Here is a 20,604-nt window from a genome sequence, read left to right on the forward strand (position 1 = left end):
TGCGCCGATGACGGACAAGGTCCTGGCGTACTACAAGACGCTCGGCGTGATCTTCGTGTGCCTCCTGATCTTCGGGGTCTGGCTGACCTATGCGGTCTTCACCAAGAAGTTCGCGGACTACGAGGAGGTCAAGCTCGAGACGACCTCGACCGGTCTGCAGCTGCCGAGCCGCGCCGACGTGAAGATCCGCGGCGTGATCGTGGGTGAGGTGCTGGAAGCCAAGACCGGTGACGAGGGCGCAGAGCTGACGCTCGGCATCTACCCCGACGAGCTGGACAGCATCCCGGCCAACGTCACCGCGGCGATCGTCCCGAAGACGCTCTTCGGCGAGAAGTACGTCTCGCTGGTCATCCCCGAGTCCGGCCCCGAGGGCACTCTCCAGACGGACCAGGTCATCACCAAGACCGACCTCGGCACGGAGGTCGAGGAGGTCCTCAACAACCTCTACCCGCTGCTGCAGACGGTGCAGCCGGCCGACCTCAACGCCACCCTGTCCGCGCTCGCGACGGCGCTCGAGGGCCGTGGGTCGCAGCTCGGCGAGAACCTCGAGACGGTCGACTCGTACCTCAAGCGGATCAACCCCCAGATCCCCGCCCTGATCGACGACCTCAGGCTCACCGCGCAGTTCTCCGACCTGTACGCCGACATCCTCCCCGAGGTGGCCCAGATCCTCGACGACACCATCGTCACGACCGGCACGCTCGAGGAGAAGGAGGCGACGCTGAACAGTGCGCTGCGCGACATCCGTGCGTTCGCCGACTCGGCTCGCGGCTTCCTCGACCGCAACGATGCCCTCATCGTCGAAGCCAACCGGCTGACCTCCACCCAGCTGCAGCTGCTCGCCCGCTACGCGCCGGAGTTCCCCTGCGTCTTCGGGGCCCTCAACAACATCTCGCCCCGGATCGCCTCGATGTTCCGCGGCTTCGAGCTCCACATCGTGCTCGAGACGATCCCCAACCAGCCGCGCGAGTACAACATCAACGACCTGCCGAAGTTCGGAGACACCCGCGGACCCGAGTGCTACAGCCTGCCGAGCCCGCCGTGGAGCCAGGCCAACCCCTACCGCAACCCGCCGAACTTCGACGACGGCGTCGACGAGCCGACCGGCAAGGGCACCACGCGGGTGCCGCCGGGGTTCGAGGACGCGGTCGGCTACCGCGGGACGCCGGAGGACATGGCCACGCTGCGTCGCATGCTGCAGCTGACGTACGGCGAGGACGCCGGCTCCGACCTCGGCGTGCTGCTCGCCGGGCCGATCGTCGCCGAAGAGGGTGATCGGTGATGGGTCTCACCCTCGACAAGAAGACGTCCGGCGACCTCGTCCGGCTGCTCATCTTCATGCTCACGACGGGCCTCGCGACCGGCCTGCTGGTGATCACCATCGGCAACCTCTCCTTCGGCGCCACCAAGACCTACAAGGCCGAGTTCGTCGACGTCACCGGCGTCAACAACGGCGACGACATCCGCGTCGCCGGCGTGAAGGTCGGCGCCGTCCAGGGCATCGAGGTCGTCGACGACAACCGCGCGATGGTGACCTTCACCGTCGACGAGGACACCCAGCTCGACGACGCCACCCACGCGACGATCCGCTTCCGCAACCTGATCGGGCAGCGCTACATCGCGCTCACCCAGGAGGGCCAGGGCGGTGACGAGCTCGAGGAGGACGACACGATCCCGGTCTCGCGGACCCAGCCCGCGCTCGACCTGACCGTGTTGTTCAACGGCTTCAAGCCGTTGTTCGAGGCTCTGTCTCCCGACGACATCAACAAGCTGTCCTACGAGATCGTCCAGGTCTTCCAGGGCGAGGGCGGCACCCTCGAGAGCCTGCTGTCGAGCACCGCCTCGCTCACCCAGACGCTTGCCGACCGCGACCAGGTCATCGGCGACCTGCTCGACAACCTCACCCACGTCCTCGACCACGTCGCCGACCGCGACGAGCAGCTCGGCCGGCTGATCGTGAGCTTCCAGGACCTCGTCAGCGGACTGAAGGAGGACCGCCAGGCGATCCTCTCCTCGCTCGACGGCATCGCTGACCTCGCGGTCGAGACCGCCGGTCTGGTCGACGACATCCGCGAGCCGTTCGTCCGCGACATCCGCGAGGCCCGCGAGCTCGTGGAGCTCCTCGACCGCAACAAGGGAGAGATCGACCGCGTGCTCCAGGTGATGCCGCACAAGATCAACAAGTACGGCCGCACCGGCACCTACGGGTCGTGGTTCAACTTCTACCTGTGCCACTTCTCGGCGAAGATCCGGATCGGCGGCGACGTCCTCACGCAGGTGCCCTACGCAGTCGACGCCGAGAGGTGCACGCTGCCATGAGCATGAAGCCGTTCCGGGAGCGCAACCCGGTCATCATCGGGGCCATCAGCATCGCCGTGCTGGTGCTCATGCTCACCGCCGCGTTCCGTGCCCAGGACCTCCCGCTCATCGGCGGCGGTGACACCTACTACGCGGAGTTCGACGAAGCCGGCGGGCTCAAGGTCAACGACGAGGTCAGGCTGGCAGGCGTCCGGATCGGCAAGGTCGACTCGATCGAGATCGCGGACGGCAAGGTCAAGGTCGGCTTCAAGATCAAGACCGACGCCGAGTTCGGCGACGAGACCCGCGCGGCGATCAAGGTGAAGACGATCCTGGGCTCCATGTTCCTGTCGCTGGAGCCCGCTGGCAGTGGCCAGCTCGACGAGGGCGACACGATCCCCGCCGACCGGACGACCTCGCCGTTCGACGTCGTCGACGCCTTCGAGGGGCTCGCCGAGACCTCCGCCGACATCGACACCGACCAGCTCGCCGCCTCGCTGACGACGCTGGCCGACCTGACCCGCAACACCCCGGAGGAGTTCCAGGCTGCGCTCAAGGGCGTGTCCGCTCTGTCGGAGGTCGTCGCCTCTCGGGACGAGGAGATCAACCGGCTGCTCCAGAGCCTCAAGCGGGTGTCCACGGTGCTCGATGCGCGTGACGAGGACATCATCGCGCTGATGCGTGACGCCGACATCCTGTTCCGGGCGCTGCTGGAGCGGCGCGAGGCGATCCACAACATCCTGGTCGCGACGGTCACCCTGAGCCAGGAGCTGACCGCGCTCGTGCGCGACTCGCGGGCCGACCTCAAGCCGGCGTTGCGCCACCTCGAGTCCGTACTGGCCGTGATCAACAAGAACGAGGACAACTTGGACCGGTCGCTCCAGCTGATGGCGCCCTTCTACACCGTCTTCGCCAACGTGTTCGCCAACGGCCCGTGGTGGGACACCTACATCGCGAACATGCCTCCGATCCCCGGAGGCACCGGATGAGCGCCAACCTCCAGCGGATTCTTCCGCTCGTCGTGATCGGGCTGCTGATCGTCGCCGGGGCCGTCTGGTTCTTCGGCGGAGACAGCAGCACCAAGACCGTGACCGCCTTCTTCCCCCGCACTGTGTCGGTCTACGAGGGCAGCGACGTCCGAGTCCTCGGCGTCCCGGTCGGCACGGTCGACGAGGTCACGCCAGAGGGCACCCAGGTCAAGGTCGTCATGACCTACGACGAGGAGGTCAAGCTCCCCGCCGACGCCCAGGCCGTCATCGTGTCCCCGTCCGTCGTGGGTGACCGCTACATCCAGCTGACGCCGGCGTACGAGAAGGGCGACGTGCTTGCCGACAACACGGTCCTCGACCTCAAGCGCACCGCGATCCCGCTGGAGCTCGACGAGATCTACGGCAGCCTCGACGAGCTGACCGTCGCGCTCGGTCCGAACGGCGCGAACGCCCAAGGAGCGCTGACCGACCTGCTCGAGCAGACCGCGCGGAACTTCCGCGGTCAGGGCGCGAAGTTCAAGCAGACGATCGAGGACTTCGCAGACCTCAGCACCACGCTCGAGAACAACAAGGAGGAGCTCTTCTCCTCGGCTGAGAAGCTCCAGGCCTTCATCGAGACACTGGCCGAGAACGACACGACGGTCCGCCGCTTCAACCAGTCGCTCGGCAACGTGTCCGAGCTGCTCGCAGGCGAGAGCGACGAGCTCACGTCCGCGCTGTCGAACCTCGGCGTCGCCCTCGACGTGGTCGGCAGGTTCGTCCAGGAGAATCGGGCCTCGTTGGGCCGCAACATCCGTGGCATCAACCGGGTCGCGAAGGTCCTGGTCAAGCACCGCGAGGACCTCAACACGATCCTGCGTGCCGGCCCGCTCGCGCTCAACAACCTCGGCCTCGGCTACAACCCCCAGTCCGGCACCCTCGACTCCAACGCCAACATGGGCAACCTCCTGCACGAGCTCCAGGGCAATCCCGCTCAGCTGCTGTGCAGCCTGATCGCGTCGAACGACCCCAACGGCACCCTGTGCGACGTGATCAAGGGCCTGCCGCTGCCGCGCAACGCACCGTTCGGTCCCGGCAGCGGGTCCCGTGCGGACGACGCCGCGTACGACCCGACGCTCAACGGACTCGTGGAGGTGGGACGATGACCCGCCGACTGCGCGCCGGCGCCGCGATCCTGGCCGGGACGATGCTCCTCACCGGCTGCGAGTTCGACGTCTACCAGCTGCCGCTTCCCGGTGGCGCTGACGTGGGCGACGACCCGATCATGGTCACCGTCGAGTTCGAGGACGTCCTCGACCTGGTCCCGAAGTCGTCGGTGAAGGTGGCCGACGTGACCGTCGGCCAGGTCACCGACGTCGACCTCAAGGGCTACCACGCCGTGGTCGAGATCCAGCTCCGCAACGACACCGAGCTCCCCGACAACGCGACCGCCTCGATCCGTCAGACCAGCCTGCTGGGTGAGAAGTTCGTGTCGCTGGCACCCCCGGAGACGGCGCCGTCGGACGACCCGCTCGGCAACGGCGACAACATCCCGCTCGAGCGCACCGGTCGCAACCCCGAGGTCGAGGAAGTCCTCGGCGCCCTGAGCCTGCTGCTCAACGGTGGTGGAGTCGCCCAGCTGAAGACGATCGCCAACGAGCTCAACCTGGCTCTGGAGGGCCGCGAGGACTCCGCGAAGTCGGTCTTCCGCCAGGTCGAGACGCTGATGTCGGAGCTCGACGACCACAAGGCCGACATCGTCAACGCGATCGAGTCCCTCAACCGGCTGGCGATCAGCGCCAGGGACCATCAAGGCAGCATCGACGCCGCGCTCGAGGAGCTCCCGAGCGCCCTCGACTCCATCGGTCGCCAGCGCGAGGACCTGGTCCTGATGCTCGAGGGCCTCAACCGGCTGAGCACCGTCGGCGTACGGGTGATCCGGCAGACGAAGGCGTCGACCATCGACGTCCTCCGGCAGCTCGAGCCGGTCCTGTCCGGGCTCAACAAGACTGGCCAGGACTTCGTCGACGCCCTGCACATCTTCTCGACGTTCCCGTTCTCCGACGACGTGATCGGACGCGACCCCGCCGTGGCCAAGAGCCTGCACTTCGGCGACTACGTCAACCTCTCCGTCGAGCTCGACCTCAACCTCAACGACATCGCCAACATCGCCTGCATCCCCTTCAGCCTGCTTCCGCACGACACCCCGCTCGACGAGCTGGCCGACCTGCCCGGCCTCTGTGCCGGCGTGGTCAACAAGATCACGCGCTGCTTGGGACCGCCGCCGAACCTGAACGCGTGCCTCGGGCTGCCCGGCGACCTGCTCGACGAGGCGTGCGACGCGGTGCCGGCCGTGTGCAACCTGCTGCCGCGCAACGGCAACATCAGTGACCAGGTCGCCAACCAGGCCACCTCGATCGAGGACCTCCTCGACGGGATCCTCGGCAACCTCGGTCTGCCACGCGCCGCGCCCGACCTCACGCCCGACCAGCGCGAGCGCTGGGACGAGCGGTACGGCGCCTACGACAGCGACCTGGCCCTGTTCCTGGCCGCGCCCGCACTCGAGCAGGAGGGCGCGCGATGATCACCCGCCGCACCAAGATCCAGCTGCTCGCCTTCGCGATCATCACGCTGCTCGGCGTCTCCTTCGTCGGTGCCCGCTACGCCCAGCTCGACCGGCTGATCGTCGACCAGAGCTACACCGTGGTCGCGCACTACCCGGAGTCGGGCGGCATCTTCGCGGGCGGCGAGGTGACCTACCGCGGCGTCCGCATCGGCAAGGTCAGCGAGCTCGAGCTCACCGATGACGGCGTCGACGTCCACCTCGAGATCGACAACGAGTGGGACGAGATCCCCACGGACTCCCGGGCGCTCGTCGGCAACCGGTCGGCCGTCGGTGAGCAGTACGTCGAGCTCCAGCCGAACGTCGACGTGACCGACGACGGACCGTTCCTCGAGGACGGCTCAGAGCTCACCGAGGTCGCGATCCCGATCTCGACCGAGAAGCTCCTCGGCGACGTGGTGACGACGGTGTCCAGTGTCGACCGCGACGCGCTCAGGACCACCGTCCGTGAGCTCGGCGCCGCCTTCGGCGGCACCGGCGAGGACCTGCAGCGGATCATCGACACGGGCAACTCGTTCATCGAGACGGCCAACGCGAACTTCGACATCACGACGGCCCTGATCCGCGACTCCAACACGGTGCTGCAGGGCCAGGTCGACTCGGCGAGCTCGCTGCGCCAGTTCGCCAGCCAGCTCAGCGTGTTCTCCCGCGCGATGGTCGGCGCCGACCAGGACCTGCGCAGGGTCATCGACAGCGGGTCGTTCACGGCCAACCAGCTGCGGACCTTCCTCGAGCAGAACGAGGCCGAGCTCGCCGACCTGCTCCGCAACGTGATCATCACCGGGCGCGTGGTCGTCGACAACATCGACGGCCTGCGGACCCTGTTCATCGCCTACCCGATCCTGCTCGAGGGATCGTTCGCCGTCGTCGACGAGAACCCGACGAAGCCCGGCACCTACGAGACCCACGTCGGGCTGATCCTCAGCTCGTCCGTCCCGTGCTACGACGGCTACCAGAGCACGGACACGCGGCCGCCCCAGAACCTCGAGCCGCGGGACCTGAACCTCAACGCCAAGTGCACCGAGCCCCCGACCAAGAGCAACCCGCGCGGCACCCAGAACCTCCCGCGGGTCAGCCCGGACCTCGACGGCATCCCGGACGCCAACGAGCCGATCATCGGCACCTTCAACTCCGCGACCGGCACCTTCGAGATCGGTGACGGCAGCACCTCCCAGGACGAGGCCTTGGCCCCGAGCGGTAACGTGGCGCCGCCGCCGCTCGGAGAGGACTCATGGAAGTGGCTTTATCTCGAACCACTGCTGGACGCCCAGGGGTGATCGAGTCGGCAACCCGCCGGCGCGCGCTCCTCGCGGTGCTGGTCCTGGTGATCGTGGCGTGCCTCGGCACGGTCGCCGTCGTCATCGCCACCCGGAGCACCGGCGACGACCTGGGGGAGCGGCTGAGCTCGCTGCAGGAGGGCGAGGTCCCCGGCTCCAGCGTGAGCGAGGACCGCGAGCAGCTGCTCACCCTGTCCCGCCAGTTCGCGACGCGCTTCAACACCTACGACCCGTCGATGCTGGACGCGGACGGTCACCTGCCCGACTACGCAGCGGTGTCCGACCTGATGACCCCGAAGTTCGGCGGGGTGTTCGCCGACAACGTGGGCTACGCCGAGCAGACGGTGAGCCAGCTCGGGGTCACCAGCAAGGCGACCGTCTACGCCGTCGGTGTGGCGTCGCAGGACGAGGACTCCGCCGAGGTGCTGGTGGCCGGCACCGTCGAGCTCACCTCTCCCTACCCGACGGAGGAGAATGGCGACGGCACCTCCGAGGACCCCGACGGGACCGGGGAGGGCGAGGAGGAGCCGCAGCAGCTCTCGACCGGGCCGCAGCGGTTCCGCTACGAGGTCTCGCTGGTGAAGGTCGACGGCACCTGGCTCGTCGACGACGTCGACGACATCGACGACGGGTTGCCGTCGTTCTCCGAGCCGTCGATCCCGGAGCCGCCCTCCGGGGATCCGTCGGCGACGACGCCTCCGGCGACCACCCCGCCGACGGACACCCCGTCCGACGAGGCGACGGCTGAGCAGAGCGGGGAGGGCGAAGGATGAGCGTCAGCCTCTACGACCTGCTCGACGTCGACCCGAGCGCGACGGCCGCGGAGATCCGGACGGCGTGGAAGGCCTCGATCGCCGACCTCGACCCGACCGACCGCCGGTTCCGGGCGTTCAACGACGCGGCCGGAGTGCTGCTCGACCCGGAGAAGCGGGCGGCGTACGACGCCGAGCTCGCGGCCGAGCCGGACGAGGCCGAGGACGCGGCTCCTGCCGACGAGGACGCCGTGGTCGCGCCGGTGTCGCTGGAGAAGGAACCGGCCGGCGAGGCGTCCGAGGCGACCGCTGGCGACGAGGAGCCCGAGGCGACCTCTGACGATGACCAACCGGCCGACGAGCCGGACGAGGCTCCCGTCAAGGAGCCGGCCACCGCGGGGGCCGACGGCGCCGCCCCGGACGGGCCTCCCGCCTGGGCGCTGGCCGTCGCCGCGGGCGCGGCTGTGCTCGCGGTCGCGCTCGCCATCGTCGTGTTGTTCACCTGGCCCGGCAGCGTCGGTGGCGAGTCCCCGGCGAAGCAGGAGGAGCAGTCGGAGCAGGCGGAGGAGGCGGGCGCCGAGGCCCGGGCCGCGGCAGAGGACGCGATCCCCGAGGTCCTGTCCTACGACTACCGGACCCTGGACGACGACTTCGCGGAGGCGGAGGAGTACCTCACCGACGACTTCGCCGCCAAGCGCACCGCGCTGTTCGACCAGAAGGCCGACACGGGCCTGACCCTGCGCGAGCAGGTCGTCTCCGAGAAGGTCGTGGTGACGGCACGGGTCGCGATGACCGGTCTCACCCGGGTTTCGGAGGACGGCGACCGCGCGACCATCGTCGTCTACGTCGACCAGGACAGCCAGAAGGGCAACGCGGCGCCGCGCCTGCTGCAGATGTGGGCGACGCTGAGCATGGTCTCCGACGGTGACGACTGGCTCCTCGACGACATCTGCACCGAGACCGACTGCAGCTGAACAGTCGGCCCTTCTGCGGCCGCGGTGCTTGACCTGACGACGGTCCGCACAGCATGATCCCGTGAGGGCTCGTCCCTGGCCGAGAAGGTCGTGGTCAGTGGGTGGTTGCTGGTATTGGTTAGCGCCCGGATTTCGTGTATCGTGGCGCCTTGCGCCTGCCCTCAGATGCGCTTCGGCCTGCCCGGTGGCCGTTGATGTGGTGGGGAGGCGATCTCAAAGAGCGAACCCGTCGAAGGACACCTCTTGGCCGCGCGTACCGCCCCCGGTAAGTCCCGCATCTCTTTCGCAAAGATCTCCGAACCACTCGAGCTTCCACAGCTCCTCTCGCTCCAGACCGACAGCTTCGACTGGCTGGTCGGCAACGAGGCCCACCAGGCCCGCGTCGTGTCGCGCCGCGCTGCTGGTGAGGACGTGTCCGACAAGTCCGGCCTCACCGAGATCTTCGAGGAGATCTCGCCGATCGAGGACTTCTCCGAGACGATGTCGCTCTCGTTCGAGAACCCGGTCTTCTACGACCCGAAGTACACCGTCGACGAGTGCAAGGAGAAGGACCTCACCTACTCCGCGCCGCTCTACGTGTCGGCCGAGTTCACCAACAACGAGACCGGCGAGATCAAGGGCCAGACGGTCTTCATGGGCGACTTCCCGCTCATGACCCCCAAGGGCACGTTCGTGATCAACGGCACCGAGCGTGTCGTCGTCTCCCAGCTGGTCCGGTCGCCCGGCGTCTACTTCGAGCGCACCGCCGACAAGACGTCCGACAAGGACATCTACACCGCCAAGCTGATCCCGAGCCGGGGCGCGTGGCTGGAGTTCGAGATCGACAAGCGCGACATGGTCGGCGTCCGTCTCGACCGCAAGCGCAAGCAGAACGTCACGGTGCTGCTGAAGGCGCTGCAGGCGATCGCCGAGGACACCGGCGAGGCCTACGACTACGAGGCCGTCATGGCCGACCTCCGTCAGTTCGAGTCGATCCAGCTGACCGAGGAGAAGGACAACACCCAGGGCCCGGACGACGCGCTGCTGGACATCTACCGCAAGCTGCGCCCGGGCGAGCCGCCCACGCGTGAGGCCGCGCTGACGCTGCTGCGCAACTACTACTTCAACCCGAAGCGCTACGACCTCGCCAAGGTCGGCCGCTACAAGATCAACAAGAAGCTGGGCCAGGACCAGCCGTTCGACCAGCAGACCATGACCATCTCGGACATGGTCGCCACCATCCGCTACATCGTGGCGCTGCACGACGGCCGCACCGAGCTCGAGACGCCGCAGGGTGTCATCGAGATCAGCTCCGACGACATCGACCACTTCGGCAACCGCCGGATGCGGACCGTCGGCGAGCTGATCCAGAACCAGCTGCGCACCGGCCTCGCCCGGATGGAGCGGGTCGTCCGCGAGCGGATGACCACCCAGGACGTCGAGGCGATCACGCCGCAGTCGCTGATCAACATCCGCCCGGTCGTCGCGGCGCTGAAGGAGTTCTTCGGCACCTCGCAGCTGTCGCAGTTCATGGACCAGACCAACCCGATCGCCGGTCTGACCCACAAGCGCCGGCTCTCGGCCCTCGGCCCGGGTGGTCTGTCCCGTGACCGCGCCGGCATGGAGGTCCGTGACGTCCACCCGTCGCACTACGGCCGGATGTGCCCGATCGAGACGCCGGAAGGCCCGAACATCGGTCTGATCGGCTCGCTCGCGTCGTACGGACGGATCAACCCGTTCGGCTTCGTCGAGACGCCGTACCGGAAGGTCGTCGACGGTGTCGTCACCGACCAGATCGACTACCTCACCGCGGACGACGAGGACCGTTACGTCATCGCGCAGGCCAACGCGGCTCTCGACAAGAACAACAAGTTCGCCGAGGAGCGGGTGCTCGTGCGCCTGCGCCAGGGCGAGGTCTCCGAGATCCCGGGCGACGACGTCGACTACATGGACGTCTCGCCGCGGCAGATGGTGTCGGTGGCCACGGCCCTGATCCCGTTCCTCGAGCACGACGACGCCAACCGCGCGCTCATGGGCGCCAACATGCAGCGTCAGGCGGTCCCGCTCATCCGCAGCGACAGCCCGATCGTCGGCACCGGCATCGAGTTCCGTGCCGCGGTCGACGCCGGTGACGTGCTGGTGGCCGAGAAGGGCGGTGTGGTCCAGGGTGTCTCGGCCGACCTGGTCGAGGTCATGAACGACGACGGCACCTACCAGACCTACCGGCTGGCGAAGTTCAAGCGGTCCAACCAGGGCACCTGCATCAACCAGCGCCCGCTGGTCGAGGTGGGTGACCGGCTCGAGGTCGGCTCGCCGATCGCCGACGGTCCGTGCACCGACCAGGCGGAGATGGCGCTGGGCACCAACCTGCTCGTGGCGTTCATGCCGTGGGAGGGCCACAACTACGAGGACGCGATCATCCTCAGCCAGCGGCTGGTGCAGGAGGACGTCCTCACCTCGATCCACATCGAGGAGCACGAGGTCGACGCCCGCGACACGAAGCTCGGGCCGGAGGAGATCACCCGCGACATCCCGAACGTCAGCGAGGAGATGCTCGCCGACCTCGACGAGCGCGGCATCATCCGGATCGGTGCCGAGGTCACGACCGGCGACATCCTGGTCGGCAAGGTCACGCCCAAGGGCGAGACCGAGCTGACGCCGGAGGAGCGGCTGCTCCGCGCGATCTTCGGTGAGAAGGCGCGCGAGGTCCGCGACACGTCGATGAAGGTGCCGCACGGTGAGTCCGGCACGGTCATCGGCGTCCGGGTCTTCGACCGCGAGGACGGCGACGAGCTGCCCCCGGGTGTCAACCAGCTCGTGCGCGTCTACGTGGCCCAGAAGCGGAAGATCTCGGTGGGCGACAAGCTCGCCGGCCGCCACGGCAACAAGGGCGTCATCGCGAAGATCCTGCCGGTCGAGGACATGCCGTTCATGGAGGACGGCACCCCGGTCGACGTCGTGCTCAACCCGCTGGGTGTGCCGCGACGGATGAACATCGGTCAGATCCTCGAGCTCCACCTCGGCTGGCTCGGCAAGCAGGGATGGGACCTCAACCTGTCCGGCGACCCCGACGACGCCAGCTGGAAGCAGAGCCTGATCTCGATCCACGCCGACAAGGCGGAGCCCAACACCAAGCTGGCGACGCCGGTCTTCGACGGCGCCCGCGAGGACGAGATCACCGGTCTGCTCGGCTCGACGCTCCCCAACCGGGACGGCGTGCGGATGATCGCCGAGGACGGCAAGGCCCGGCTCTTCGACGGCCGCTCCGGCGAGCCGTTCACGGACCCGGTGTCGGTGGGCTACATGTACATCCTCAAGCTCCACCACCTCGTCGACGACAAGATCCACGCGCGCTCGACGGGCCCGTACTCGATGATCACCCAGCAGCCGCTCGGCGGTAAGGCCCAGTTCGGTGGCCAGCGCTTCGGTGAGATGGAGGTGTGGGCCATGGAGGCGTACGGCGCCGCCTACGCCCTCCAGGAGCTCCTGACCATCAAGTCCGACGACGTGCCGGGCCGGGTCAAGGTGTATGAGGCGATCGTCAAGGGCGAGAACATCCCCGACTCGGGCATCCCCGAGTCGTTCAAGGTGCTCGTCAAGGAGATGCAGTCGCTCTGCCTCAACGTGGAGGTGCTGTCGCAGGACGGCACGGCCATCGAGATGCGCGACGCGGAGGAAGACGTCTTCCGCGCCGCCGAGGAGCTCGGCATCGACCTGTCCCGCCGCGAGCCCAGCTCGGTCGAAGAGGTGTGAGGTGCGGGGCCCGCACGGGCCCCGCCTTCGCCCCCAAACAATCTTTATCTCTTAGAACTACCGAAGGGTTGCAGCCATCGTGCTCGACGTGAACTTCTTCGACCAGCTTCAGATCGGCCTGGCCACCGCGGACGACATCCGTACGTGGAGCCACGGCGAGGTCAAGAAGCCGGAGACCATCAACTACCGCACGCTCAAGCCCGAGCGTGACGGCCTCTTCTGCGAGAAGATCTTCGGTCCCACCCGGGACTGGGAGTGCTACTGCGGCAAGTACAAGCGGGTCCGCTTCAAGGGCATCATCTGCGAGCGCTGCGGCGTCGAGGTGACCCGCTCCAAGGTGCGTCGTGAGCGGATGGGCCACATCGAGCTCGCCGCTCCGGTCACCCACATCTGGTACTTCAAGGGTGTTCCGAGCCGCCTCGGCTACCTGCTCGACCTGGCCCCGAAGGACCTCGAGAAGGTCATCTACTTCGCGGCGTACATGATCACCGCCGTCGACGAGGACGCCCGTCACCGCGACCTGTCCTCGCTCGAGGCCAAGGTCGGCCAGCAGCGCAAGATGCTCACCGACCGCCTCGACGGCGCGATCAACGACCGGGCCAAGAAGCTCGAGGACGACCTCGGTGCTCTCGAGGCCGAGGGCGCCAAGGCCGACCAGAAGCGCAAGGTCAAGGACGGCGCGGAGCGCGAGATGGCGCAGATCCGCAAGCGCTCCGAGCTGGAGATCGCCCGCCTCGACGAGGTCTGGGACACCTTCAAGAGCCTCAAGGTCCAGGACCTCATGGGTGACGAGGTGCTGTACCGGGAGATGAAGAACTGGTTCGGCAAGTACTTCGAGGGCCACATGGGCGCCACGGCGATCCAGAAGCGGCTCCAGAGCTTCGACATCGAGGCCGAGGTCGCGTCGCTGCGCGAGACCATCGCCACCGGCAAGGGCCAGCGCAAGGTGCGCGCGCTCAAGCGGCTCAAGGTCGTCGACGCGTTCCGCAAGACCGGCAACAAGCCGCAGGGCATGGTCCTCGACGCCGTACCGGTCATCCCGCCGGACCTGCGCCCGATGGTGCAGCTCGACGGTGGCCGGTTCGCGACCTCTGACCTCAACGACCTCTACCGCCGGGTGATCAACCGGAACAACCGCCTCAAGCGGCTGCTCGACCTCGGCGCGCCGGAGATCATCGTCAACAACGAGAAGCGGATGCTCCAGGAGGCCGTCGACTCGCTGTTCGACAACGGTCGTCGCGGTCGTCCGGTCACCGGCCCGGGCAACCGGCCGCTGAAGTCGCTGTCCGACATGCTCAAGGGCAAGCAGGGTCGGTTCCGCCAGAACCTGCTCGGCAAGCGTGTCGACTACTCGGGCCGTTCGGTCATCGTCTCCGGTCCGCAGCTGAAGCTGCACCAGTGCGGTCTGCCGAAGCAGATGGCGCTCGAGCTCTTCAAGCCGTTCGTCATGAAGCGGCTCGTCGACCTGTCGCACGCGCAGAACATCAAGTCCGCCAAGCGGATGGTCGAGCGCGCCCGCCCGGTCGTGTGGGACGTCCTCGAAGAGGTCATCACCGAGCACCCGGTGCTGCTCAACCGTGCGCCCACGCTGCACCGTCTCGGCATCCAGGCCTTCGAGCCGCAGCTGATCGAGGGCAAGGCGATCCAGATCCACCCGCTCGTCTGTACCGCGTTCAACGCGGACTTCGACGGCGACCAGATGGCGGTGCACCTGCCGCTGTCCGCCGAGGCCCAGGCCGAGGCGCGGATCCTGATGCTGTCGACCAACAACATCCTCAAGCCGTCCGACGGCCGGCCGGTCACCATGCCGACCCAGGACATGATCATCGGTCTGTTCTTCCTCACGACCGACCGCGAGGGTGCCATCGGCGAGGGCCGGGTGTTCTCGTCGCCGGCCGAGGCGATCATGGCGTTCGACCGGGGCGAGATCCTGCTGCAGAGCAAGGTCCGGATCCGGTTCAACGACGCGGTCGTCGAGGGCGCCGAGCCGGGTGAGCCGATCCTGCTCGAGACCACCCTGGGCCGGTCGCTCTTCAACGACACCCTGCCGGCCGACTACCCCTTCGTGAACTACGAGGTCGGCAAGAAGCAGCTCGGCGCGATCGTCAACGACCTCGCCGAGCGTTACGGCAAGGTCGAGGTCGCCGCGTCGCTCGACGCCCTCAAGGACACCGGTTTCCACTGGGCCACCCGGTCCGGCGTGACCGTGTCCATCGCGGACGTCACGACCCCGCCCAACAAGGCCGCGCTGCTCGCGGGCTTCGAGGAGAAGGCCGCGAAGATCCAGAAGCAGTTCGAGCGCGGTCTGATCACCGACGACGAGCGTCGCCAGGAGCTCATCGAGATCTGGACCGAGGCCGGCAAGCAGGTCGGTGACGCGATGGAGAAGGCGTTCGACAAGACGAACCCGATCTTCATGCAGGTCACCTCCGGCGCCTCCGGTAACTTCAACCAGATCCGCCAGGTCGGCGCCATGCGTGGTCTGGTGGCGAACCCGAAGGGCGAGATCATCCCGCGGCCGATCAAGGCGAACTTCCGCGAGGGTCTCTCCGTGCTGGAGTACTTCATCTCCACCCACGGTGCCCGCAAGGGACTGGCCGACACCGCGCTGCGGACGGCTGACTCGGGCTACCTGACCCGTCGTCTGGTCGACGTGTCGCAGGACGTCATCATCCGTGAGGACGACTGTGGCACCGAGCGCGGTCTGCCGAAGGTGATCGGCGAGCGCGACGCCAACGGCACCGTCGTCAAGCACGAGAACGCCGAGACCGCGGCGTACGCCCGCACCTCGGCGGTCGAGGTCCTCCACCCGGAGACCGGCGAGCAGCTCGCCGCCGCCGGCGACGACCTCGGCGACGTGAAGATCGCGGAGCTGATCGAGGCCGGCATCGAGGAGGTCATGGTTCGCTCGGTCCTGACCTGCGACGCCCGCACCGGCACCTGCGCGAAGTGCTACGGCCGCTCGCTGGCCACCGGCAAGCTCGTCGACATCGGCGAGGCGGTCGGCATCATCGCCGCCCAGTCGATCGGTGAGCCCGGTACGCAGCTGACGATGCGGACCTTCCACACCGGTGGTGTGGCCTCGGCCGACGACATCACGCAGGGTCTGCCCCGTGTGGTCGAGCTCTTCGAGGCCCGCACCCCCAAGGGTGTCTCGCCGATCTCCGAGGCCGCAGGCCGGGTCGAGATCGAGGAGTCCGACAAGGCCCGCAAGGTCCTGGTCACCCCGGACGACGGCAGCGACGTGAAGGAGTACGTCGTCTCCCGGCGCTCGCGGCTCCTGGTCGCCGACGGCGACCACATCGAGGTCGGCCAGATGCTCACGCAGGGCACCCCGGACCCGAAGGAGGTGCTGCGGATCCTCGGTGTCCGGCGGACCCAGCAGCACCTCGTCGACGAGGTCCAGGAGGTCTACCGGAGCCAGGGCGTGTCGATCCACGACAAGCACATCGAGATCATCGTGCGGCAGATGCTGCGCCGGATCACGGTGCTCGAGTCGGGTGAGACCAACCTGCTGCCGTCCGACCTGGTCGACCGCGTCAAGTTCGAGGAGGAGAACCGCCGCGTGGTCTCCGAGGGCAGCAAGCCCGCCTCGGGTCGTCCGGAGCTGATGGGCATCACGAAGGCCTCGCTGGCGACGGAGTCGTGGCTCTCGGCGGCCTCCTTCCAGGAGACCACCCGGGTGCTCACCGACGCCGCGATCAACGCTCGCTCGGACTCGCTGCGCGGTCTGAAGGAGAACGTGATCATCGGCAAGCTGATCCCCGCCGGCACCGGCCTGGAGCGCTACCGCGCGATCCGGGTGGAGCCGACCGAGGAGGCGCGTCAGGCGGCGTACGCCGTCACCGGCTACGAGTCATACGACTACGAGTTCGGCAACACCGGCGGCCAGGCCGTCGCGCTCGACGACTTCGACTTCGGTTCCTACCAGAACTGATGCGAAGCGACGTTCTGGTGTAAGAGCCAGATCGAGCAACACAAGGCCCCCGCGAGCTCGCTCGCGGGGGCTTTGTGATGCCATCCGCCGTATCGGGTACCGCCCTCTCGAGAGCACCGTCCAACGAGAGGAGCACGGCATGCCCAGGGAATCCCAGGACCAGGACCAGGGCCAGGACCAGCAGGCCGGGAACGCGGACGTCGTCGAGGCGCCGGAGGGTGAGTTTCCCGCGGACGCCAAGGGATTCGATGGGTCGACCGTCGACGAGATCCTGGAGGACCGCAAGAAGCGCCTGGATCCGGAGAACCGCCCGGAGACGACGGAGGTCAGCAACGCGGGGCGCGAGTTCGACGGCGAGAAGGGCATGTTCACCGACGAGCCGGGCTTCGACGAGGCCGAGAAGAAGTTCACCCTCGACGACACCTGACAGCGGCCGGACCGCCGGGTCGTCCCTGACAACGGGCTGAGACAATGGCGGGGTGACAACCCCGCAGCGCACCGACGTGCTGGTCGTGGGCGCGGGCCCGGCGGGCTCCGCGGCCGCGGCCTGGGCGGCGCGCCTGGGTGCGGACGTCGTACTCACGGACGCGGCGGTGTTTCCCCGCGACAAGACGTGTGGTGACGGGCTGACGCCCCGCGCGATCGGCGAGCTGGACCGACTGGGTCTGACCGACTGGGTGCGGGCGCACACCGTCAACCAGGGTTTGCGCGCGCACGGGTTCGGCCAGACCCTGCACCTGCCCTGGCCCGGTGGGCACCTGCCGGACTGGGGCAGCGCGATCGCGCGCACCGAGCTCGACGACTACCTCCGCACGACGGCGATCAAGGCGGGAGCCACCGGGATCGACGGCGCCCGCGCGGTCGACGTCCGCATGGAGGGCGGCCGGGTCGCGGCCGTCGTCTTCGCACGCGGAGCGCGTGGTGGTGAGCGGTTCGAGATCGAGTGCGAACGACTCGTGGTCGCCGACGGCGTCCGCTCGCCGCTCGGCAAGGTCCTCGGCCGCGAGTGGCACCGCGACACCGTCTACGGCGTCGCCGGCCGCTGCTACGTCTCCTCGACCAAGCCGGACGACCCCTGGATCAGCTCCCACCTGGAGCTGCGCGGCCAGGTGGGCGAGATCCTGTCCGGCTACGGGTGGATCTTCCCGCTCGGCAACGACGCCGGTGGGGTCAACCTCGGCGTCGGGACCCTGGCCACGGCCAAGCGGCCGGCCGACATCGCCATCAAGCCCCTGATGAAGTTCTACGCCGACGAGCGGCGCGAGGCGTTCGAGCTCGGCGACGAGCTGCGGATGCCGACGTCGGCGCTGCTGCCGATGGGCGGCGCGGTGTCGAACGTCGCCGGCCCCAACTGGGCACTGATCGGCGATGCGGCGGCATGCGTGAACCCGCTCAACGGCGAAGGCATCGACTACGGTCTCGAGACCGGTCGATGGGTGGCCGAGCTGATGACCGAGCAGCCTCGGAGCGACCTCGGGATCGTCTGGCCGGCGGTGCTCCGGGAGCACTACGGCGAGTCGTTCTCGATCGCGCGCCGCCTCGCCGGGCTGGTGACCGTCCCCCGGCTGCTGCCCGCGCTCGGACCGGTCGGCATGCGGTCGGACCTGCTGATGACGCTGGCGCTGCGCTGGATGGGCAACCTGGTGACCGACGAGGACCGCGACCGCGCGGCCCGGGTGTGGCGCTGGGCCGGCCGCCGGTCGCTGGCCCGCGACGCCCGGCCGCCGTTCGCCTGAGCTGCTCCGATGACCGGTCGGCCGGGGAGCGGCTCCTCTAGGGTGGGCGTCGCTAGGAGGACGGGCATGGGGCAGCAGGTGCAGCGGCTGGCGGCGTACGCCGTCATCGTCCGCGGTGACCGGATCCTGCTGACCCGCCTGGCCGAGCGGGTCACGAAGCACGAGCTCTGGACGCTGCCGGGCGGCGGGGTCGACCACGGCGAGGACCCGCAGGCCGCCGTCGTCCGGGAGATCTACGAGGAGACCGGCCTGCGGGCGGAGGTCGGCGACACCGCGCACGTCTTCTCGATGCACCTGTCCGACACCTGGCGCCGCGGCCGTCGCGTGGACGCGCACTCCGTGCGCATCGTGTACGACGGCTGGGTGGCTGCCGACTCGCCCGACCCGCGCGTCATGGAGATCGACGGCTCGACGGCCGACGCCGCGTGGCAGCCGGTCGCTGCAGTGCTCGACGGTTCGCTGCCGACCGTCAGCCTGGTGACCGAGGCCCTCGCGGTGCTCCAGCCGCACCGGCGGCAGCGGATCGCGGCGTACGCCTATGTCGAGCGCGACGGCGCCCTGCTGCTGACCCGCAACTCGGCGCTCGGGCCGCACCCCGGGGTCTGGACGCTCCCCGGCGGCGGCGTCGACCACGGCGAGTCGCCGGCGGCCACCGTGCTGCGCGAGCTGCACGAGGAGTGCGGCCTCGCCGGCGAGCTGGGCGACCTGCTCACCGTCGACGACCACCACTTCACCGGCACCGCACCGAACGGCCGGCACGAGGACTTCCACGCGATCCGGATCGTCTATCGGGTGAGTGTCCCGACGGGCACCCAGCCGCGAGTCGTCGAGGTCGACGGCACGACGGATGCGGTCGCCTGGGTGCCGCTCGCCGAGATCGCGGCCGACGAGGCGTCGTACAGCAGCCTGGTGCGCGCGGCGATCGTGGCGGCTGGCCGACCGCTAGGTTGAGCGAGTGAGTCTCGACCACCGCGAATCGATCTTCACCTATGCGGCGCCGGCCCTGAAGTTCGGGCGCGGGGCGTCCCGCGAGTTCGGCTACGACCTGGCGACCTGGGGAGCGCGGCGCGTGCTGCTGGTGACGGATCCCGGCGTCGCCGCTGCGGGGCACCCGGCCACGGTGGCGGAGGGCCTGGTGAAGCACGGCCTCGCCGTCACGACGTACGACGAGACCCATGTCGAGCCGACCGATGCGTCGCTGACGCACGCGGTGGAGTTCGCCCGGGCCGAGGGCCCCTTCGACGCGGTGGTGGCGGTCGGAGGTGGCTCGTCGATCGACACCGCCAAGGCGGTGGCGCTGCTCGTGTCCAACCCCGGCGACCTGATGGACTACATCAACGCACCGGTCGGGAAGGCGCGGGCCCCGCGGCAGCCGTTGCTGCCGCTGGTGGCGGTGCCGACGACGACCGGCACCGGCAGCGAGAGCACCACCATCTGCGTGATGGACGTGCTCGCGCTCAAGGTCAAGACCGGCATCAGCCACCCGGCCCTCCGGCCACGGCTCGCGGTCGTCGACCCCGACCTGAGCGCCACCCAGCCCTCCGGCGTGACCGCCGCAGCAGGGATGGACATCCTCTGCCACGCGCTCGAGAGCTACACCGCCCGCTGGTACGCCGACTTCGACGCCAAGACCCCCGAGCAGCGGGTGCCCTACTGCGGCGCCAACCCGATCGCCGACCTCTGGTCGGAGCGGGCCCTGGGCATGCTGGCCGGTGCGTTCCGCTCGGCCGTCGGCACGTCGAGCGACCACCGGATGGCGCCGGACGTGGCCGAGCAGATGGCGCTGGCAGCGACCTTCGCGGGCCTCGGGTTCGGCAACGCCGGCGTCCACATCCCGCACGCCAACGCCTACCCGATCGCGGGCCGGGTGCGCGACTTCCGCCCGGCCGGGTATCCCGACGCGGAGCCGATCGTGCCGCACGGGATGGCGGTCGCGCTCACGGCGCCGGAGGCGTTCCGGTTCACGTTCGACGCCGCGCCCGAGCGGCACCTGCGGGCCGCCCGGCTGCTCGACCCGGCGGCCGAGGGGACCGGGCCGGACGTGCTGCCCCGCACGCTCGCGGCGCTGATGCTCGACATCGGGCTGCCCAACGGCCTCGAGGAGGTCGGCTACGGCGAGGCCGACGTCGACGACCTGGTGGAGGGCGCGGTCCAGCAGCAGCGACTGCTCGCCACCGCCCCCAAGGCTGTCACCGCCGACGACCTCGCGGGGATCATCGGCGCCTCGCTGCGCAACTGGTGACAGTCTCTCGGCCGATCCGCCGATCCCTGAGTTTTTCTTCTGGATCCGGGGCAACCTCGACGCGT

14 protein-coding genes are annotated in these 20,604 nt (G+C 68.8%); all 14 read left to right on the forward strand.

The annotated features are described in order from the left end of the window. Positions 1 to 7 precede the first annotated feature (7 nt). The 14 genes from D0Z08_RS04385 (at position 8) to D0Z08_RS04450 (ending at position 20,539) form a co-directional block, all read left to right on the forward strand. Positions 8 to 1,282, forward strand: a complete 1,275-nt coding sequence (locus D0Z08_RS04385; RefSeq protein ID WP_118923045.1) for an MCE family protein — start codon at positions 8 to 10, stop codon at positions 1,280 to 1,282. Further along, positions 1,282 to 2,319: an MCE family protein gene (locus D0Z08_RS04390; protein WP_118923047.1), complete on the forward strand. Its 1,038-nt coding sequence runs from the start codon at positions 1,282 to 1,284 to the stop codon at positions 2,317 to 2,319. Before D0Z08_RS04385 ends, D0Z08_RS04390 begins: the two co-directional genes overlap by 1 nt. After that, on the forward strand, positions 2,316 to 3,287 hold the full coding sequence (locus D0Z08_RS04395) for an MCE family protein (protein ID WP_245993632.1): 972 nt from the start codon (positions 2,316 to 2,318) through the stop codon (positions 3,285 to 3,287). Before D0Z08_RS04390 ends, D0Z08_RS04395 begins: the two co-directional genes overlap by 4 nt. Next, on the forward strand, positions 3,284 to 4,432 hold the full coding sequence (locus D0Z08_RS04400) for an MCE family protein (protein WP_118923051.1): 1,149 nt from the start codon (positions 3,284 to 3,286) through the stop codon (positions 4,430 to 4,432). The genes D0Z08_RS04395 and D0Z08_RS04400 overlap by 4 nt, the downstream gene beginning before the upstream one ends. Further along, positions 4,429 to 5,850 (forward strand): MCE family protein, encoded by a 1,422-nt coding sequence (locus tag D0Z08_RS04405; RefSeq protein ID WP_118923053.1) that lies wholly within the window; start codon positions 4,429 to 4,431, stop codon positions 5,848 to 5,850. The genes D0Z08_RS04400 and D0Z08_RS04405 overlap by 4 nt, the downstream gene beginning before the upstream one ends. After that, a complete protein-coding gene (locus D0Z08_RS04410; RefSeq protein WP_118923055.1) occupies positions 5,847 to 7,166 on the forward strand; it encodes an MCE family protein in 1,320 nt (439 codons plus the stop codon). Before D0Z08_RS04405 ends, D0Z08_RS04410 begins: the two co-directional genes overlap by 4 nt. Beyond that, positions 7,163 to 7,939: a hypothetical protein gene (locus tag D0Z08_RS04415; protein ID WP_118923057.1), complete on the forward strand. Its 777-nt coding sequence runs from the start codon at positions 7,163 to 7,165 to the stop codon at positions 7,937 to 7,939. Before D0Z08_RS04410 ends, D0Z08_RS04415 begins: the two co-directional genes overlap by 4 nt. Then, positions 7,936 to 8,892, forward strand: coding sequence for a DnaJ domain-containing protein (locus D0Z08_RS04420; protein WP_118923059.1), 957 nt, complete (start codon positions 7,936 to 7,938; stop codon positions 8,890 to 8,892). Before D0Z08_RS04415 ends, D0Z08_RS04420 begins: the two co-directional genes overlap by 4 nt. Positions 8,893 to 9,135: 243 nt before the next feature. Beyond that, a complete protein-coding gene (rpoB, locus tag D0Z08_RS04425; protein WP_118923061.1) occupies positions 9,136 to 12,624 on the forward strand; it encodes a DNA-directed RNA polymerase subunit beta in 3,489 nt (1,162 codons plus the stop codon). Positions 12,625 to 12,703: 79 nt separating this feature from the next. Continuing rightward, complete coding sequence (locus D0Z08_RS04430) at positions 12,704 to 16,561, forward strand: DNA-directed RNA polymerase subunit beta' (RefSeq protein ID WP_118923063.1); 3,858 nt, start codon at positions 12,704 to 12,706, stop codon at positions 16,559 to 16,561. 139 nt (positions 16,562 to 16,700) lie between these two features. Further along, the gene (locus tag D0Z08_RS04435; RefSeq protein ID WP_118923065.1) at positions 16,701 to 16,988 is read left to right on the forward strand and encodes a hypothetical protein; all 288 of its coding nucleotides are present in this window, start codon (positions 16,701 to 16,703) and stop codon (positions 16,986 to 16,988) included. Positions 16,989 to 17,040: 52 nt separating this feature from the next. Continuing rightward, complete coding sequence (locus tag D0Z08_RS04440; RefSeq protein WP_118923067.1) at positions 17,041 to 18,297, forward strand: geranylgeranyl reductase family protein; 1,257 nt, start codon at positions 17,041 to 17,043, stop codon at positions 18,295 to 18,297. Positions 18,298 to 18,363: 66 nt separating this feature from the next. Further along, positions 18,364 to 19,248 carry an NUDIX domain-containing protein gene (locus D0Z08_RS04445; RefSeq protein WP_118923069.1) on the forward strand — a complete coding sequence of 295 codons (885 nt, stop codon included), beginning with the start codon at positions 18,364 to 18,366 and terminating at the stop codon, positions 19,246 to 19,248. Between the two features lie 4 nt (positions 19,249 to 19,252). Beyond that, positions 19,253 to 20,539 carry a hydroxyacid-oxoacid transhydrogenase gene (locus D0Z08_RS04450; RefSeq protein WP_118923071.1) on the forward strand — a complete coding sequence of 429 codons (1,287 nt, stop codon included), beginning with the start codon at positions 19,253 to 19,255 and terminating at the stop codon, positions 20,537 to 20,539. Positions 20,540 to 20,604: the final 65 nt, after the last annotated feature.

This window comes from Nocardioides immobilis (genome assembly GCF_003515065.1).
GTDB classification, from domain to species: domain Bacteria; phylum Actinomycetota; class Actinomycetes; order Propionibacteriales; family Nocardioidaceae; genus Nocardioides; species Nocardioides immobilis.

Excerpts from the sequence above, each read along its gene's own strand:
- D0Z08_RS04385 (WP_118923045.1), top strand. The coding sequence starts at position 8 with ATGACGGACAAGGTCCTGGCGTACTACAAGACGCTCGGCGTGATCTTC.
- D0Z08_RS04390 (WP_118923047.1), top strand. The coding sequence starts at position 1,282 with ATGGGTCTCACCCTCGACAAGAAGACGTCCGGCGACCTCGTCCGGCTG.
- D0Z08_RS04395 (WP_245993632.1), top strand. The coding sequence starts at position 2,316 with ATGAGCATGAAGCCGTTCCGGGAGCGCAACCCGGTCATCATCGGGGCC.
- D0Z08_RS04400 (WP_118923051.1), top strand. The coding sequence starts at position 3,284 with ATGAGCGCCAACCTCCAGCGGATTCTTCCGCTCGTCGTGATCGGGCTG.
- D0Z08_RS04405 (WP_118923053.1), top strand. The coding sequence starts at position 4,429 with ATGACCCGCCGACTGCGCGCCGGCGCCGCGATCCTGGCCGGGACGATG.
- D0Z08_RS04410 (WP_118923055.1), top strand. The coding sequence starts at position 5,847 with ATGATCACCCGCCGCACCAAGATCCAGCTGCTCGCCTTCGCGATCATC.
- D0Z08_RS04420 (WP_118923059.1), top strand. The coding sequence starts at position 7,936 with ATGAGCGTCAGCCTCTACGACCTGCTCGACGTCGACCCGAGCGCGACG.
- D0Z08_RS04435 (WP_118923065.1), top strand. The coding sequence starts at position 16,701 with ATGCCCAGGGAATCCCAGGACCAGGACCAGGGCCAGGACCAGCAGGCC.
- D0Z08_RS04445 (WP_118923069.1), top strand. The coding sequence starts at position 18,364 with ATGGGGCAGCAGGTGCAGCGGCTGGCGGCGTACGCCGTCATCGTCCGC.